This window comes from Sphingobacterium sp. UDSM-2020 (assembly GCF_016132525.1).
Classification (GTDB): domain Bacteria; phylum Bacteroidota; class Bacteroidia; order Sphingobacteriales; family Sphingobacteriaceae; genus Sphingobacterium; species Sphingobacterium anhuiense.
The window spans coordinates 3,010,284-3,027,834 of record NZ_CP066166.1 but is presented as its reverse complement, the minus strand read 5'-3'; the positions used below and the strand labels follow the sequence as shown (position 1 = coordinate 3,027,834).

Below are 17,551 nucleotides of genomic sequence, written 5' to 3'. Positions count from 1 at the left end.
AACAAAATTATTAATACAAAGCTACATTTTATCTTTTGCAGATAGATCTATTCATGCGCTATAGTTATTCGTTTTGCATTTAAGCCTATAAAATTTATTTTTTGTAATTTTGAATCAATAACAGAAGACTCATTAAAACAGAATATACATTGGAAGAACTACAGTACAGCAAGATATATGGAGCAGAAAACGCGGGTATTCCGTTAGTAGTTATACACGGCTTATTTGGCATGTCCGATAATTGGGGAACATTTGGCCGCAATTTTGGAGAAAAAAGACAAGTGCATCTTTTGGACCTTCGTAATCATGGGCGCAGTTTTCATAGTGAAGAGATGTCGATCGAAGTTATGGTTGATGATCTATCTGCCTATATCGCATCTATTGGAGCGGATCAAATTGATCTTATTGGACATTCATTAGGTGGTAAAGTTGCCATGCAATTTGCTATAGATCATCCTGAAAAAGTAGCTAAATTGATTATAGCTGATATTGCCCCCAAATCCTACCCTCCGCATCATGAAGATATATTCAATGCACTAAGTGCCGTTAATATTGAAACTGTCGAAAATCGTAAAGACGTACAGATAGCACTTGAGCACTATATTAAAGAACCAGGAGTTGTCCAGTTTTTATTGAAGAACGTGTATATCAAAGAAGACCGAAGTCTAGGGTGGCGTTTCAATCTAGACGTTCTGAAAGGTAAATACACTTCGTTTATCACAGTAGGTGTCAAATCAGGTATATTTAAAGGACCTACTTTATTTTTGGCTGGTGAAAAGTCACGATACATCCTGCCCGAAGACAAAGCAAATATCGAAAAGCAATTTCCAAAAGCCATAATAAAAACAATCCCTAATGCAGGACATTGGGTACAGGCAGAAAATCCACAAGCATTTGATGCTTTTGTCGCCGAGTTTTTAAATCAATAAAAAGAAGCTTCTTATAACTTTCTTTTCTAAAAAAGGTTTCCAAAACAGGAAATTCTAGTAAAATATAAAGCCTCTTGAAAAAATCAAGAGGCTTTATAGTATTATTCTTCATCTCTTCATCAAATATACACCTAAAAATTTAGTCTCTTATCAAAAGTACTCCTTCTTGAATACCAAAATCATTCTTCTGGTCTGATTTTAATATTGTTAGACACGCATTAAGATATTCTCCTATTTAACTAAGACTAGTGAAGTAGTTATACAGATATTACATCGAGATAAAATAGAGGATATATAGAGCTTTACCTCTACGAACCCTCTAGAAACCCTCTATTATGACTCAATAAAATCTTTATAAGATATAGATCAGCTCATCACATGTGTACAAGAAAGTCTAGCTGAAAAGTGCTTACATTTTTAATTCACCGGGGGAAATACCGTAATACTTTTTAAATGCACTACTGAAATTATTTTGATGTCCATACCCCGTCAACAATGCTACTTCATATACTGTCTTTTTATCCGCTAACAAATAATTTTTTGCTTTTTCCATACGTACACGTGTTAGATAATCGTGAATAGTAACTGAGAAATATTCTTTAAAATCTTTACGCAGTTTACTTTCACTGGTTAACACTTCTGCAGCCAGTTCTTTTTGGGTCGGTGGATTTGCGATACGTTGCTCCAGGATGTGTCGTGCCATTTCAAGCCGTTGAATATCTTCCTCATGAAACAAGGAATCCGTATTTCCTTTTTGTTCGTTGTACTGTTCAAATTGGTACATCAGCAATTCAACAATCCGAGATTCGGTATGTAATCTTCTTATTTCTCCTTTTTTCTTCGATTCAATTAATTCAGAAATGGTATGTTGCATTTCGTAAGTAGCAACAAGATCTTCTTCAGAAAATGAAGCATATTGCCCTTTTTCGATCTCATGCACAAACTGTTGATGGAGCAATGAATCTCTCTTAATTAAATTGAGGTAATATTCTTTAGATATAACTGCTATAAAATAAATATATTCAATACCAGGTTCTACTTGATGGGTCGTTCGCACAGAAGGAATGTAACGAATATTATGTCTACTCATGCCATAGGGCATTTTTGCATCTTTTGGTTTAAAAAATATAAATTGACTTGTAATCGTTTCACCTTCTATTTCAGTGAGGATCTGTACAGGTCTATCAAAGTTCATTTTAGAATGTAATATAAAAAGACCTGAAGTTGAAAGTTGAAAATTCTCCATATGTACAGGCCCCATTTCAATAATGGTTTTGTTTTCAACCAGTGGTTTCTCTGGCACATAACCGTCCGGGATTTCTTCCTCAAAAAGCCAATCTTCCAACTCTACTATTTTACTTTTCACTAACATGATTACAGTTTAAAATAAGCTTTGCGCAGTTAAAATTAATGAAATAAGCTGGAATATTAAAATTATTTATAATCTTTCTAAATAACTATCAAATTCAACATGCATTTCTTCAAGTTGAACATAAGGTTTCAATGTTCTTGGATTCATCGTCACATTTGATTCGACTGAAAAAATAGTATAGATTTCTTTCTTATTCAAAACCTCCACTGGCGTACCATCAAATAGCTTTCTGCCATTTTTGAGCATCATAATGCGATTGGCATATGTAGCTGCAAAATTAACATCATGTACGATCAAAATAACCATGAGTCCTTTGCGCGCCAATGCTTTGGCAATACCTAAAACTTTCTGCTGATAATGTAAATCCAATGCTGAAATAGGCTCATCTAAGAGCAAGAGTGCATCTGGATTATCCCATATCTGTGCTAAGACCCGAGCTAAATGGACACGTTGCTGTTCACCACCTGATAAACTTAGAAAATCACGGTCTGCAAATGATGCTACACCACAAAGTTTCATTGTTTCGGCTACAACTTCGAGATCATGCGCTTGAGGTACATTTTTATAATGCGGATAACGACCCATTAATACAATTTCATCGACTTTAAAACTTAAAGTCATTTGCTGTTGCTGACTTAATAAAGCTCTACATTGTGACAAAATATATGGAGTATAATCCGACAGTAGCTTTCCATTTAAGTGAATGCTCCCTGAGCAGGGTTTCTTTTCTCCGCAGAGTAATCCCATCAAAGTAGATTTTCCTGCGCCATTGGCACCTAACACAGCCAATACCTCTCCCTTCCGTACTTGAAAAGTAACATCTTTCAGGAGTTTTCTTCCCTTGATTTCGTAATTAAGTTTCTCTACACGTAACATAACAGACCCTATATTTGAACTAATTATTTTTCCTTTATCAAAATATATAAAAACAAAGGAGTTCCCAATAGGGCGGTGATCACGCCAATTGGAAGCTCTATTGGAGCAACCGAAACCCGAGCTATAACATCTGCTAGCGTCAGCACCAAAGCGCCAAACAGCAACGATCCAGGTAAAACAAATCGATGATCTGCCCCACCTATAAGACGAATAATATGAGGAACAATCAATCCCACAAAACCGATAATGCCTGAAACTGCTACAGAAGCTCCTACAGCTAAAGTTGAAAGGACTACAACCCATCTTTTGATACGGTCGGTTTGTACACCTAATAAATCGGCCTGCATTTCACCGAGAGCGAATGCATTTAATGATTTTCCAAAAAAAGGTAAACAGATTAAGGGAATAATTATAAATGGAGCAACTGCCAACAAATTGTCCCATGCAGCTCCACCCAGACTACCCAGCAACCAAAATGTAATGGTCCTTAATTGCTGCTCGGTCGAGACATAGGTCATCAAGCCCGTCAGGGCACCAGCAAAAGCATTGATAGCAATTCCAGCCAATAACATCGTTGTTACTGATGGCTTACCATTTTTACTAGCTATACGATAAACCAAAAATGCTGTTAAACCTGCACCTGCAAACGCTCCAAAAGCTAACACATAATAACCGATCCAAGCTGAAATTGAGGTGAAAACAAGTGCTTCAAAAGCAATGATCATGACCGCAAATAACGATGCGCCAGATGATATACCGATGAGTCCGGGTTCTGCTAATGGATTACGAAATATTCCCTGGATAGCTGCACCAGAGATACCTAATGCTGCACCTACAAGTATTCCCAGCAATAAGCGTGGTAATCGAATTTCAAAAATGACATCCTCATGCATACTGTTGATGGGTGTTGCTGTTGCTAAATGCGTTTTTTGCATCAACAATGAAAAAATATCTTTGGGAGGAATAAAATAAGCCCCTAATCCCAAGGAAATTATACACACGACAATTAAAATTGATACAAGTGCCAGTAAAATTAGCTTCTGTCTTTTATACACATCGATTACTTTGAATCCATTATTCTTACAAAACCTCGGTGCAATTCCAAAATTGCGTCAGGTAGCCGATTACTAAAATTGACTAATAAAGAAGCATTCATTGTAAGAATACGTTTATTTTTTCCTGCATTGGTAATTCTCATACCAGGTAACTTCAAAATCGCTTCTTCACCTCCTAAGCTACTTGCTCCAAAATCAAACAGCAATATAATATCAGGATTAGCTTGTACCAGCGCTTCCGTCGTATAAGGTTTAAAATCAGAAAACTCTTGAATAGCATTCTTTCCTCCAGCTAAATGGATGATTGCATCTAAACTACTCCCCTTACCGGCGACACTCATAGTGCCCGTACCGCGTGCATAAATAAAAAGAACTTTTGGTGGAACTTTACCCTTATTTTCACTTTTAACCACTTCAGTAATACGGTTCAGACTTAACTTTGTTTGGGACACCACTCCTTTTCCGAGCGCAGGTTGACCAATAGCATCAGCCACTTGTTGGATATAATTTAAAGCGCCTGGAATTGTATAGTTGGGTTTTAAGGCTATATATTTTACACCAGCTGCGCGTACTTGTCGAATGATTGCTGCAGGAACTTCACCTTCATTTGCTAAGATGATATTCGGTTCAAACGAAAGTAATCCCTCTGCTGAAACTGAACGATTTTTACTTACACGGGGCAAAGCTGCGGCAGCCATAGGTGAGACACTGGTCACGTCGGTAGCAACAACACGATTCCCCACACCTAATCCAAATATTGTCTCAGTAATGGAACTGTTCAATGTAATAATCCGTTGCTGTGCATGACCATCAAAAGCAATATACATACAACAATGGATTATTATAATAAAGCAAAATCTACTCATCCTTTTTTCTTTAATTCAAGTTAAACGCATCATGACAGGAAAACTTATCTAACGTTTTTCAACACAAAACAAATCAATAATCAGTCTAAATACAAATTAATTTAAAATTACCTTTTGCTTGTACTTTAGATAAAAACAAGTCAAACACCACTATAAATCAGTCAAATACATCAATTAAAAAATTATTATAGGATATAATCAAATCGAATTAAATAGAATTAATGCCAGTTTTCATATAGAAAAGTTCAATTCAATTGCCTTTTTTTGTAATATTATTTAGATTGATTAAAAATAACCTGGTGTTTACAACAAGATCCTTACTACGAACAAGTTCTCTCCTGATATTTTGTGCATGCAACTTAATAGTAGCTCATGCCCAAGATAAATTACAGATTAGTGGCACTGTAAAAAACGAATCTAACAAAGCGATACCAAACGTAACGGTTTATTTATATCCTGATAAAAAGGCTATAAAGACAGATACTTCCGGTCATTTCCATTTTAATCAGCTTTATGCAGGTAATTATGATTTGGAAGTTCAAGCTCTTGGTTATAAGAAATTCCAACGAACCATTGATCTAGAAAATAAAAAACAACATCTGAACATTGTATTGGAGACCGATAACCGCCATATTGATGAGGTACAAGTAAACCGTAAACTGGAAGCGGTAGACAATCTTATTAAAGCGGAAAATGCAGCTATGCCTGTTAAGATTATTACCAAACGTGAAATCGAATTGATGGGTAGTCGCCGACTGGATGAAGTACTGAAAGAACAAACAGGGATTGCCATAGTCAATGACATTGCTGGAGGATCAAGAGCTGTCGGCGTACAGATACAGGGTTTTAGTAGCAACTATGTGATGGTATTGGTCGATGGACAGCCCATGTTAGGGAGAAACAGTGGGAATTTTGATCTATCAAGAATTTCAGTTACAAATATAGAACGAATAGAAATTATAAAAGGGGCTTCATCTTGTCTCTATGGCAGCGATGCTTTAGGCGGTGCTATTAATATTATTACACGACATGGTGCAGTGACGCCACAGCTACACAGTTCATTTCTATATGGCACATTAAATACGGTAGATGCAACTTTAGAAGCTGAAACACCTTTTGACAATCAACGTGGAAGTATTGTTTTATCCGGGAACTACTACCGGACTGATGGATTTAATACCGACAAAAACTATCTGCAGTCAAATAGTACCACTTATCCCCCATATACCAATTACAGTTTTCAAGGACGCACACGTTATCGTATCAGTAAAAATGGAACAATGGGTATTACGGCGAGGTATGCTGGCCGAGTATCAAAGATGATCAATGCCTGGTCTGAACAGACCATATTGAAAGATACCCAGAAAGATCAGGACATCAACATAGCAGCAAGTTATGATCATAACTTTGAATCAGGGATTCGGAGTATGTCTCGCTATTATTATTCTCGTTTTCACTCAGAAATTGCGGCACAGTGGCTACAACAAGGAGTATTGGCCGGCGCTGAAGAATTTGGTCAAGATGTACATCGCATAGAACAACAATTTGCTTATAGTCCAATTACAAAACTAAAATTTACTGCCGGTATCGGTGGAAGTCTAGAGGTAATGGATGATCAAAAACTGGATGCTAAAAGATCGCTAAATACCGGTTTTGTATACCTACAGACCGAATGGAAACCGGTTGACAGGCTACTGACCACATTGGGACTACGCTATGACCAAACGAATGTATATAATGGTCACCTTAGCCCAAGTCTTGGTTTACAATACCATATTAATTCAACTCTTGTTGCCAAAGCAGGTTTTGGGGCAGGATTTAAAGCTCCTGATTACAAAATGCGTTATCAGGTATTCTACAATCCAGCGGCAAACTATATGGTAGTTGGTACTGAACGCGTGGCAGATGTTATTTCAGCAATGGATGTGGCTGGTGAATTGAGCTATAAAAACAGTTATATGTTGAATTTAGTCGCAGGAAATCTAAAAGCGGAAACTAGCCTGTCTAATAACATTGGTTTAACATGGAATGCTAGTCAAAAAATTCAAGCTGATATTTCCGTATTTTATCATCGCATCAATAATCAGATCAATACGGTCAGTGTCGGGAATGGGACGAATGTTGCTCAGATCTACAGTTACCGCAATCTGCCGAAGGCGATGAACAAAGGTTTCGAAACTTCAATTACTTATCAGGCAAACAAAGTTTTACAGTTCTCTGTAGGCTATCAATATTTAATAGCAAAAGATTTAAGTGTCTTAGACAGTATAGCAAGCGGAAACTTTCCCTACAATCAAATCAATAATCCTAAAACAGGAGAATATCGACAAAGTAAAAAATCAGACTATTGGGGTATTGAAGATAGATCAAGACACATGATCAATTTTAAAACCCAGTACGCATATAAACCTTGGGATATGAATATCAATGCAAGAATTAATTTTAGGGGAAACACACCATTCCAGGAATACAATGGAAATCAATTCATAGACAAGAATGATATTTTCATTCCATACCATACGCTTTTAAATATGACCGTTGAAAAAAGTCTGATGAAAGGAAAACTCACTTTTCGTCTCATTGGAGATAATCTGTTTAATTTTACTAGCCGCTATTTACTCGGACAACCAGGTCGTGTCATCATCGGTGGACTGAGTTATCGTTGGATCAAAGAATAAATTTTCCAAAACCACATAACATGTAGACATAGGAGAACTGCAATTAAGTTTTAAAGGCTAGCTAGCTCTCCTTTCAAGATGTTTTATAATTAAAATTGCTACAAAATGAATACGATAAAACTAATAATAGCTGAATGCAGCATATTGATTTCTTTTCATAAAATAGGTCGTTGTATTTTCTCTACAGTTATCGTATTTCTTATTGCCTCATGTGGCAAGGATAAGGAGTACAATATTGTACTTGAAGATGGTAAGAGTATCGTCATTAAAGATCTTGCAGGGGATACCGATGCTTCTATGGGGGATGGTACAGAAGGTAAAGAAAAGCGCAACTTTTATACTTTTCTATTTCGTTTCAAGGATCAGAAACAAATTTGGATTAAGACAAAAGCAGATTCGACTCAATGGCTGAAAACGAAAGATTGGGACTTAGCTTTTACTGGCCCCTATAATTCTGAAGTTTTTGTCAACAATTCGCAATACCAATATAATCCAGGATATCAAGGAGAAGCAAATAATACCGCAGTCATCTTAATTAAACAGCCCTATCAAAGTATCACCGTCGCACCTTCGGATGACGAATTTAATAAAAGTGAAGTTAACAAAATCGGATGGGCATCATCAGAAGGTTCAGATGGATGGTTTCGATATAGCCTAAACAATCACATTATGCAGGCGCTCCCTAACAGAACATACGTCATTCGACTTCCTGATGGAAAATATGCCAAGTTACAACTTATCAATGCCTACAAAGGTAATCCATCTGCCGTCACAAATATGAACTGGCCTGCACCCTATTATACATTCAAATACTATGTACAAGAGGATGGTAGTAAGGCGTTAAACACAAGTAATTAATAAAATTTTCGGTTTAACACCATTCGGTAAAATAAATATCAGCAAGCAAAAAACATAGATTAAATATCAGTTTTAATATACAAAGGATTAGCTAAACTCATTACCTTTACTATTATTTAGAATTAATATAAATAAAGATAATGATCAAATAACCACAGAAATAATTGAAATTATAGTATTACAATATATAACACTAAAAATGAAAATAACAAAAAGTAGTAACCTCTTAAAATTCATCGCAATCTTTGTTTTTTTAACATTGCTAGGCGCCTGCAGTAAAAGCGATCCTAAAATAGAACCTGAACCGAATCCAGAAATTTCAGAAGGAATGTTCAACCGTTTAATTACGGTAAAAAACTTTGGTGAAGAATTACCTGCCGGAAGCTTACCTACCACTGCACAATCATCTATATATTATAGTTTAGAACAGAATAAGGCTATTACACCTGATTATAAGCTGACAGCACGCTGGGATATTTCTTTCGCAGGCATATACAGGAGTTTTATCAATTGCAATAATAGCTCAAATGGAGACGGAGTAGGTGGCCCCGGTAAAGGTGGGATTTTTCTAGTCAAGAAAAAATTTGAAGATGTTGTTGATATTCCTTCAGATGCTGAATTCCGAAGAGGAGAAAAACCTTATGGAACGGATGACTCAGGAGCTTTTGGCGAAGGCTTGGGATGGTATCTATATGATTTTGGTGGTGACATTAAAGGCGGAGGAGCCGAAAACAAAAAGCATGTTTGTTATCCAATTGAAGAGCATACATTGGTCGTCCGAACAGCCAATGGCAACTATGCAAAAATCAAAATACAGAGTATCTACAAAGACCTATTAGATCCAAAGGACTGGTATAAAACTTCACCCACACCATTCTTTACTTTCCAATATGTATTAGCGAAATCTGGAAGTACCAAATTTGAAATCAAGAATTAAATAATAATATCCATAAAATACGATAGTTCAATATTTAGATAAAATGAAAAGAATATACACTTTTATAAGCATACTATTCCTAGGGTTACTGTTTAGTAACTGTACTAAAACTGAGGATCTGCCTTTACTTCCTAGCGACAAAATACTGGAATATAAGGTGACCAACCTCCCGAATGACGATGTTATCTATGGTGCAATAGATAATCAGGAAAATACGATCACAGTTTATCTACCCTATTATTATGGATTACTAGTAATTGATCCAACTATCCAGGTATCATCGGGAGCTGAAATCACAGAAGAGATTCTGCCCGTTAAAACTGATGAAAAAGATAAGACATATACGGTAAAATCTGCAACAGGAACATCCCGCACTTATACATTAAAGATTGAATTACAAAGCACACCTTCTTTTGAAGCGACTTTTGCATTAACATCTTCTATTGCACTCACACAAGGACCAGGAACCGCATTCCCAGCGATAAATGGGACTTTTATGCATACTAACCCTTCTCTAATCAGTATAGTACTCATTAACCAAGAGACCAAACAACGTGTTCAGATGCCAACTCCGAATAGTTTAAAAGTTTCGGCTAACGGGTATCAATTAACTTATACAGGGACAGAACGGGAGTATCGTATTCCCTCGGATATCATAGCGGGCACATACGATGTCGAAGTGACCAACCTTAATCATACCATTATATTGGCCAATCCGGTCAAGATTACTTATAGACAACCGGATGCAGCTTTAACACTATTGGGTTTAAAACTAGCTAAAAATACGGATTGGATTATCAATGCTAGCTCAAACAAAGTGTTACTCGATCCGACAGCAGTCATTATGACTGTTAACGGCAAAGATTATCCGCTCACCATCAAATCCCATACACGTACCGAAATGCAGGTTTCGCTACCAGCAAACCTTCCAACAGGGAGTTTCGAAAATGTCCAAATCAAATTCCAGTTCAAAGACTGGCCTGACATTGTTAAAACGCAACTGTACACCAGTACGATAACGGAATCATAAACATGCATCCACAATATGCCAAGGTGGCATCAACATTAAATAAATAAAAAACAGGAGGTCAACATGAAATTAAACATTAAAACAATCTTACAATCGGCAATGGCCGTGACAGTGCTATCGGCAGCAGTATGGGCAGCGGCCCCAAAAACAGAACAGGTAACAGCTCCTTTGGCGCTTACTCAAACAAAAGCAAATACCAACTTGACCGTAGTTGGTCAATGGTGGAGCCCATCAAACGCTGCCAACTGGCCTGCTGTTTATGTTGATTTAACTGGAAGTGGCTCTCAAAGTCTAATCAGCAGTGGACAGGTGGCATTCTTCAGCCATGTTAATGGATCGATCAAAGCAAATGCAGGTTTCGAAATTAGAACAGTAACGGCGGACATCTCGGCTGTTTCTGATTCCGACTGGAGCAGTGCTACACCAGTAACATCACTCGGTAGTGGGGAATGGTATGAATACGATATAAGTGACCATACTAATAAAGCAATTCAACCATTAACTGTTTTGGTAGGTAATTCTTCAGGTGCATTATATGCGATCAAACTAATTAATTTCAGCAATGTAGGCCAACAAGTAGTTGCTGGTCAATTGCAGGTAAAAGCTGATGCTAATATCGAGTATAAAGCGCTTTAAACAACAATAATTATCTATAGAAGATGCCGTAACCTGTGGATGGGTTGCGGATCTTTTTAATCAAAAAAATCATGCTACTTTCATTATCGAAAAAACAAATACGTTCATTCCAATTGTTGGTTATTTTTATACTGACTATGACATGTTGGTCTTGCAAGAAAGAAACCCCCGATTTACCTTATAAAGACATCGAATCATTTAGCATCAGAGATGCTTCAGGCAATACCTTATCGGCAAGTATAGTAGAAGATCGGATTATCCTATACTGGCCACCGCTGGTGGACCAACCAGAAAGCATTACACCAACCATAAAAGTCTCAGAAATGGCCACAATTACACCTGCTTCAGGCACGTCAATAGAATTGCAATTAGAAAAACCCATTACCTATACCGTTAGAGCACAGGATGGTTCCAGCAAAAACTATACATTATCCTTTCAAGTCAACCAACCACAAGTACAGGCGAAATTAAATGATCCGTCGACAGGCATATATTCTTTAAAGGAACCAGAAAAAGGGACTTTTACCTTCGTCGGAGAAAATATCATACCCAATGAAACACAAACAAAAGGTTATTTAGTAGAAAAAGATGGAAAACAAACATTACTGTCTTTAAACACCACTCTAACCTCTTTTGTAGCTAGATTTACAGCGCCAGACAACCTTAAAGCAGGCAGTAGCTACCAGGTGAAATTGGTTTCGGGCCGCTTCTCAGTACTTAGCGATCCATTCGAAGTAGCACTACCTGGACTTGATGTCTTAATAAAATCTAACGTTGCTTATAATGCCACAAAAGGAGAAGACCTGGTTGTACCATTAGTCAGCAAAATACTTTATGACCTTTATTTCAAAAGCGATTTTGATCATTTTGTAGCTGTTGATAACCTTAACAATTCTTATAAAATAACTAATGCAGTATTTGATGTTACAAAGCTGACCGTGAGCCTCCCAATACCAACAACAGTGCTTGGAAGTAAAATTAACGTCCTCAAGATAATGGACAAATCCGGCAAGATCTTGACTGAAAGTAATTATTCCATTGCTGTAAATTAAACTTATTCGTCAAAAGACTTCGCATCGTGCTATTAAAAATTTACTGGACAAAACAGGTAATTCTGGCAGCTTTGCTAACCGTGTCTTTATGCTGCTGCAGTAAGGGTAAGTCATCAACGGAAGAACCGACAATAGTGCCTAACCCAGAAGAAACGCTACGAGAAAAATACACTAAAAATATCGCACAGTGGCCAGTAGCAGAATGGTATAAAAACATTGAAGTACGAGAACTAGCAGCATTGCCCGTTAATCCTTCAAAAGATAAGGTTGAGCTTATTGCGCTAGGCAAAGCCCTGTTTTTTGATCCCCGTACAGGTAATGGCATGAAGACATGTGCTTCGTGCCATAATCCGGACACATACTGGATCGATCAGAAAACAACAGCTGATGGTATAGCTTTACATCACCGTAACACACCATCCATGGAAAATGTCTGGTATCTGGAAGGAAAACTCTTTCACGATGGGCGTGCGAAAACCTACCGTGAGCAGATCGCTGAGGCCATCAATTCGCCGATTGAAATGGGCGGAAATACCGCCACACTACCAGCCAAACTGCAAACCATAGCTGGTTATGTAAGTCTGTACGAATCGGCCTATAATAACAAGAACATGACCATAGAGGGACTGCTGGATGCCATTGCTGCTTATTCCAAATCCATTAGCAGTGGCGAAACTGCATTTGATAGGTTTGTCCAAGGCGACTATCAGGCGCTAAACGACCAACAGCTCGAGGGATTACATTTGTTCCGCACGAAAGGAAAGTGTATCAATTGTCACAACGGTCCGTATTTTACCGACTTAGATTTTCACAATCTCGGATATGCCGTAACGAACAAAGGTGCATTGGACAACGGACGTTTTGAGTCTTCTAAATTAGAAATTGACAAAGGTAAGTTTCGTACACCCGGTTTAAGAAATATCATCCATACTGCTCCATATTTACACAATGGCACTATTGCAACCTTAAGTGAACTAATCAATCTATTAAGTAGCGGTATGCCACAAAAAACAGGTCAACAGATCAATGGAGTGTTATCGCCGTATATACAAAACGTAAAATTGAGTAGTAAAGAACAAGAAAATATCATTGCTTTTCTGGCTAGCTTATCCAGTAAACCGATAAAGAATGATAGGCCAATATTACCCTAAAATAAAAAATCCCAAAGGAGGTCGCCTTTGGGATCTTTGACTATCCACAGATATGGAGGCATCAATATTAAATAAATTGGTACAAAAATAGAAATTTAAAAGGAAAAATAAAGTTAAAAAAAACTAAAGATTGATTAACTTCTCATTTATAGCCAATGGGACAGCAAAATTAAATCAATTGATTCTCAAGCGGATTCAACATCAGTAGTATAAAGTCTATTTGGCGTAAAAGAATCATTTAAGTAAATATATGGGCAAATCAACTAAATTTATTAGGAAACAAATGAAACTATTGGGTCATGCCGCTCCTATTGGTATTTGTTTATTATTACTCTTAAGTGCCTGTAGAGACCATGGAAATAAAACTATAACACAAGATGAGAGGCTAAGTCCTGACATTGGAACACGAAAAGAACTGATTCTCGATTCAATTTTTTTGTATGCTCAACAATTATACCGGTGGCAGGAATCACTTCCCTCCTATACAGATTTTACTCCTCGTAAGAAGTTTGGAAGCATTAGTCCCGAACAGACTGCTTATGAACGTGAGCTTTTCGCAATAAGTCAATACTCATTGGCCCATAATGGCAAACCATATGAATGGTCTCCAATTGAAGGAAAACCCAAATACTCTTATCTGGAGCGCAGTAGAAACACAAAAAAAGGTAACGGACATGTGGCAAATACAAAGCACCAATACAAATACGCGACACACCTGTCCTATTGGACTTCAGGCAATAAACAAATAGCCTATCTTTATATCGCTTCCTTTCCCGAACTCGCTATTGTTCGAACAGAACTGAACAGACTTTTTACAGAACTCTCCAACAAACAAGTGACTCATCTGATTTTAGATCTTCGTCACAATGGCGGCGGATATGTAGAGACAGCGGAATATTTGGCCAACTTGATTGTACCTACAAAACTGGATGGGAAAATCATGTTCAGTGAACAATTTCATCCGAATGTCCAAAATGGCAAGGCTACTCTTTTAAGTAAACAACCCTATTTAGATGCAAATGGAAATCCTGTACAATATAAAGGTCGTTCCGCAACTATGGCCGATGTAGACTATAGTGAAAAAGCTAATACACATTATTTCGCCAAGAAAGGACTATTCAACACATTACAACACTTATCATTTATTGTATCCGGACGGACCGCATCAGCTAGTGAACTTCTTATTAGTAGTTTTAAACCTTACTTTCCTGTGAGACTTATTGGCCAGAAAACTTTTGGAAAGCCAGTAGGATTTTTCTCTCTTAAAATTGATGCTTTCGACATTTATCTTGCATCATTCCTGATTCGTAATGCTGATGGTTGGTCGGACTATTTTGATGGAATGTCTGTCGATATTTCCCTAGCCACCCCAAAAACAGACCTACATATAGGTAATCCGAAAGAGCCTTGGCTAGCATCTACACTGCAAGACATTGTTTCTATTACAGACTCTAAGCTGGAAAAGGGTGTTGATAATATTAAAGATAATCCTCCTTTCGTCTTTTGGCCAGAAACAATAGGTGAGAATCTGCTGTTTAAAACAAATTTTCAATTAAAGAACTAAAAAAATTATGTGCAATTTAATTCAGATCGTTTTTCATAGATGATAAATCATTATACAGCATAAAGGTTTTAAAATAAATACGAATATTTGTATAGAATAATTATAACTAAATACTAGAAAAATGCTTAGTCAACATATTAAAGAGCAAACACATGCTGCTCACCAAAACGTAGAAGGTACAATCGTACGTCAATTAAAAAGTATTCGTTCAGATGCAGATTACACAAAGGTTCTAAAAGGTTTTTATGCCTATTTCCGTGCCGTTGAAGATCGTATTGCACCTTTTGTAACTTCGGATATTTTGCCCGATCTAGCAGATCGTCGTAATTCTTCTTATATAAAAAAGGATATCGAAGCATTGGGCGGAAGTGTAGAAAATCTTCCAGAAGCTAATGCTCCTCTAGTTAACAATGTGTTAGAAGCCCTAAGCTCACTTTATGTTCTTGAGGGATCAATTATGGGTGGGCCATACATTGTGCAGATGCTGAACAAATATGGAATCACTAAAGGCACTTCGTTTTTTGAAGGGTATGGTGAAAACAGTCGTGAAATGTGGGCAGGATTTACGACTGTCTTAAATAAACATGCCGAAGATCCTGCAAGTTATGAGCTTGCGACAGAGAAGGCAAATCAAACTTTCTACAATTTTGGAAACGTATTTTCCCCAATTGTAAATGTAAACTAAAACACAGCATTATTGTTTATATTTACGAATGGAGCAAAAAAATGATAAAACAAAATGGGTAAAACGCTTAGGCGTAGGCGCTTTTCTCTTTTTCCTTTTTAAAGGTTTAGTTTGGTTAGCGGTATTCTTCTTTGCCGCAAAATCTTGCAACTGGTCGTTCTAAACAAACCAGATCATATCATTTAATAAGTACATGTTAGTCTCGATTTTTTATTGGGACTAACAAATTATAAATTTTTGTGAATAGTGAGTCTGGCTAATAATTACCAGATTAAATATACTTGCCTATTAATGGTATATTTTTTAATTCCTTCCTCTCCATTTTTATTATAAAAAAAACATAAACTATCATCAGCATAAAAGCAACAGGAATACGTAATAAAAGTTGCATATCTTGAGTCCAAGAATCGGAATATACATCAATACTCCTTTTCATAAAGAAACATAGCAACATTGCCAATAGATATATTCCTATTTTTTTAACAGGATAGGGTATATAGTAATAATTTTGACCAATGAAATAAGTCACTAACATCATACTCGCATAACAGATCAAGGTAGTCCATGCTGCTGCATACATGCCCCAATAGGGAATAAAAAAATAATTACCAACGAGCGTAATAACAGAACCAAATATCGTGATATACAAACCCATACGCATCCGATCAGTCAGTTTATACCATACTGAAAGATTGTAATATATTCCCAAGCATATGTTAGCACATAAAAGTATCGGTACGATGCCCAAACCGGAACGATAGGAAGCCCCGACCATATATTTCCAGACGTCAAGATATAAAGCAGAAAAAAGAAAAGCTAAAGAAAGTGTGATTACAAACCATTTCATCACATTTGCATACAGAGCTGGTGCATTTTTGTCTTTGGATTTATTGAAGAAAAATGGTTCTGCAGCCATTTTAAATGCTTGTATAAATAACGTAATAAAGATCGCTAATTTATAGTTTGCTGAATAAATCCCAACGACACTTTGCGCATCGACCTCCTGTGGCAGCAATTTCGCCAGCATTTGTCGATCCATTACTTCGTTTATCATGCCCGCTAACCCAATAAAAATCATAGGAGCGCAATATTTAAAAAGCTGTTTCCAAAGACTGAAATTTATCTTAAACCTAAAACTCTTCCATTCTGAAAATAATAATAAGAATACAAAGAGATTTTGGAGCACATTTGCTAAGATTAAAAACCCTATCCGGTTATTATTAATGAACCAATGTACAATAGCATCATCCGGATGATGCACCGCATATTTGGGCAACCATATTAAGAAAAATAAAGTAAACAGTATATTGATAATAATACCAGATAATTTTACAAAAGCGTATCTTTTGGGACGGTTTTCCTGTCGTAGTTTAGCAAATGGAATAGCAGTTATTGCATCTAATCCAATCAGATAAAGACACCACAAAATGTATTCTGGATGTCCATCAAGCTTCATAAAATTGTTAATTGGAACAGTAAAAAAAGAAATAAACGTAATGAGTAATGCGGTACTGAGCAATATTGAACCAAACGCTGTTTGAAAAAGTGAGTGACGGTCTACACCTTGTGTATTTGAAAAACGAAAATACCCCGTTTCAAAACCATAGGTAAATATAATGTTGGCTACAGCAATCCAAGAATACAATAAACTGTAACCACCATAATCTCGTACACCTGAAGAATCTATCATCAGGTAAGTAAGAATAGGTGTCAGTAAATAGTTTAGAAATTTTGCTCCAATGTTACTTACACCATACCACAGGGTCTGTCCTGCCAATTGTTTTATAGCCGTCAATAAATTATAGATTTTGACACAATATTAGTGAAACTTTCTTAATTGCTATAATACAAAACGAAAGCAT

15 protein-coding genes are annotated in these 17,551 nt (G+C 36.7%); 10 read left to right on the top strand and 5 right to left on the bottom strand.

Features of this window, described 5'->3' with window-relative positions; translation table 11 throughout:
• Positions 1 to 149 precede the first annotated feature (149 nt).
• Entirely contained in the window at positions 150 to 929 is a 780-nt protein-coding gene (locus JAZ75_RS12830; RefSeq protein WP_208702277.1) for an alpha/beta fold hydrolase, read from the top strand.
• A gap of 409 nt (positions 930 to 1,338) precedes the next feature.
• Here the strand turns inward: JAZ75_RS12830 and JAZ75_RS12825 are convergent, their stop codons facing one another.
• From JAZ75_RS12825 to JAZ75_RS12810, 4 genes are all read right to left on the bottom strand, one after another.
• Positions 1,339 to 2,301: a helix-turn-helix transcriptional regulator gene (locus tag JAZ75_RS12825; protein ID WP_132842825.1), complete on the bottom strand. Its 963-nt coding sequence runs from the start codon at positions 2,299 to 2,301 to the stop codon at positions 1,339 to 1,341.
• Between the two features lie 66 nt (positions 2,302 to 2,367).
• Positions 2,368 to 3,177, bottom strand: coding sequence for a heme ABC transporter ATP-binding protein (locus tag JAZ75_RS12820; protein ID WP_021187834.1), 810 nt, complete (start codon positions 3,175 to 3,177; stop codon positions 2,368 to 2,370).
• Between the two features lie 23 nt (positions 3,178 to 3,200).
• The gene (locus JAZ75_RS12815) at positions 3,201 to 4,232 is read right to left on the bottom strand and encodes a FecCD family ABC transporter permease (RefSeq protein WP_208702275.1); all 1,032 of its coding nucleotides are present in this window, start codon (positions 4,230 to 4,232) and stop codon (positions 3,201 to 3,203) included.
• A 5-nt stretch (positions 4,233 to 4,237) separates the two neighbouring features.
• Positions 4,238 to 5,059: a hemin ABC transporter substrate-binding protein gene (locus JAZ75_RS12810; protein WP_232789435.1), complete on the bottom strand. Its 822-nt coding sequence runs from the start codon at positions 5,057 to 5,059 to the stop codon at positions 4,238 to 4,240.
• A 338-nt stretch (positions 5,060 to 5,397) separates the two neighbouring features.
• Between JAZ75_RS12810 and JAZ75_RS12805 the strand changes: the two genes are divergently transcribed.
• The 9 genes from JAZ75_RS12805 to JAZ75_RS12765 all read left to right on the top strand — a co-directional run bounded on the left by JAZ75_RS12805 (position 5,398) and on the right by JAZ75_RS12765 (position 15,689).
• On the top strand, positions 5,398 to 7,776 hold the full coding sequence (locus tag JAZ75_RS12805) for a TonB-dependent receptor (protein WP_232789434.1): 2,379 nt from the start codon (positions 5,398 to 5,400) through the stop codon (positions 7,774 to 7,776).
• A 105-nt stretch (positions 7,777 to 7,881) separates the two neighbouring features.
• On the top strand, positions 7,882 to 8,634 hold the full coding sequence (locus JAZ75_RS12800) for an HmuY family protein (protein ID WP_208702271.1): 753 nt from the start codon (positions 7,882 to 7,884) through the stop codon (positions 8,632 to 8,634).
• A 199-nt stretch (positions 8,635 to 8,833) separates the two neighbouring features.
• Positions 8,834 to 9,571 (top strand): HmuY family protein, encoded by a 738-nt coding sequence (locus tag JAZ75_RS12795; protein WP_208702268.1) that lies wholly within the window; start codon positions 8,834 to 8,836, stop codon positions 9,569 to 9,571.
• A 43-nt stretch (positions 9,572 to 9,614) separates the two neighbouring features.
• Complete coding sequence (locus tag JAZ75_RS12790; protein WP_208702266.1) at positions 9,615 to 10,601, top strand: hypothetical protein; 987 nt, start codon at positions 9,615 to 9,617, stop codon at positions 10,599 to 10,601.
• 63 nt (positions 10,602 to 10,664) lie between these two features.
• A complete protein-coding gene (locus JAZ75_RS12785) occupies positions 10,665 to 11,237 on the top strand; it encodes a hypothetical protein (RefSeq protein WP_208702264.1) in 573 nt (190 codons plus the stop codon).
• A gap of 71 nt (positions 11,238 to 11,308) precedes the next feature.
• The gene (locus JAZ75_RS12780) at positions 11,309 to 12,289 is read left to right on the top strand and encodes a hypothetical protein (RefSeq protein WP_208702263.1); all 981 of its coding nucleotides are present in this window, start codon (positions 11,309 to 11,311) and stop codon (positions 12,287 to 12,289) included.
• Between the two features lie 26 nt (positions 12,290 to 12,315).
• Positions 12,316 to 13,440 carry a cytochrome-c peroxidase gene (locus tag JAZ75_RS12775; RefSeq protein ID WP_208702261.1) on the top strand — a complete coding sequence of 375 codons (1,125 nt, stop codon included), beginning with the start codon at positions 12,316 to 12,318 and terminating at the stop codon, positions 13,438 to 13,440.
• A 283-nt stretch (positions 13,441 to 13,723) separates the two neighbouring features.
• The gene (locus tag JAZ75_RS12770) at positions 13,724 to 15,004 is read left to right on the top strand and encodes a S41 family peptidase (RefSeq protein WP_208702259.1); all 1,281 of its coding nucleotides are present in this window, start codon (positions 13,724 to 13,726) and stop codon (positions 15,002 to 15,004) included.
• Between the two features lie 121 nt (positions 15,005 to 15,125).
• Positions 15,126 to 15,689, top strand: coding sequence for a biliverdin-producing heme oxygenase (locus tag JAZ75_RS12765; protein ID WP_208702256.1), 564 nt, complete (start codon positions 15,126 to 15,128; stop codon positions 15,687 to 15,689).
• A gap of 271 nt (positions 15,690 to 15,960) precedes the next feature.
• Here the strand turns inward: JAZ75_RS12765 and JAZ75_RS12760 are convergent, their stop codons facing one another.
• Positions 15,961 to 17,484: a polysaccharide biosynthesis C-terminal domain-containing protein gene (locus JAZ75_RS12760; RefSeq protein ID WP_208702254.1), complete on the bottom strand. Its 1,524-nt coding sequence runs from the start codon at positions 17,482 to 17,484 to the stop codon at positions 15,961 to 15,963.
• Positions 17,485 to 17,551: the final 67 nt, after the last annotated feature.

Coding starts and splice junctions, on each gene's coding strand:
- JAZ75_RS12825 (WP_132842825.1), bottom strand. CDS start 2,301: ATGTTAGTGAAAAGTAAAATAGTAGAGTTGGAAGATTGGCTTTTTGAG.
- JAZ75_RS12810 (WP_232789435.1), bottom strand. CDS start 5,059: ATGTATATTGCTTTTGATGGTCATGCACAGCAACGGATTATTACATTG.
- JAZ75_RS12790 (WP_208702266.1), top strand. CDS start 9,615: ATGAAAAGAATATACACTTTTATAAGCATACTATTCCTAGGGTTACTG.
- JAZ75_RS12820 (WP_021187834.1), bottom strand. CDS start 3,177: ATGTTACGTGTAGAGAAACTTAATTACGAAATCAAGGGAAGAAAACTC.
- JAZ75_RS12780 (WP_208702263.1), top strand. CDS start 11,309: ATGCTACTTTCATTATCGAAAAAACAAATACGTTCATTCCAATTGTTG.
- JAZ75_RS12795 (WP_208702268.1), top strand. CDS start 8,834: ATGAAAATAACAAAAAGTAGTAACCTCTTAAAATTCATCGCAATCTTT.
- JAZ75_RS12770 (WP_208702259.1), top strand. CDS start 13,724: ATGAAACTATTGGGTCATGCCGCTCCTATTGGTATTTGTTTATTATTA.
- JAZ75_RS12785 (WP_208702264.1), top strand. CDS start 10,665: ATGAAATTAAACATTAAAACAATCTTACAATCGGCAATGGCCGTGACA.
- JAZ75_RS12765 (WP_208702256.1), top strand. CDS start 15,126: ATGCTTAGTCAACATATTAAAGAGCAAACACATGCTGCTCACCAAAAC.
- JAZ75_RS12800 (WP_208702271.1), top strand. CDS start 7,882: ATGAATACGATAAAACTAATAATAGCTGAATGCAGCATATTGATTTCT.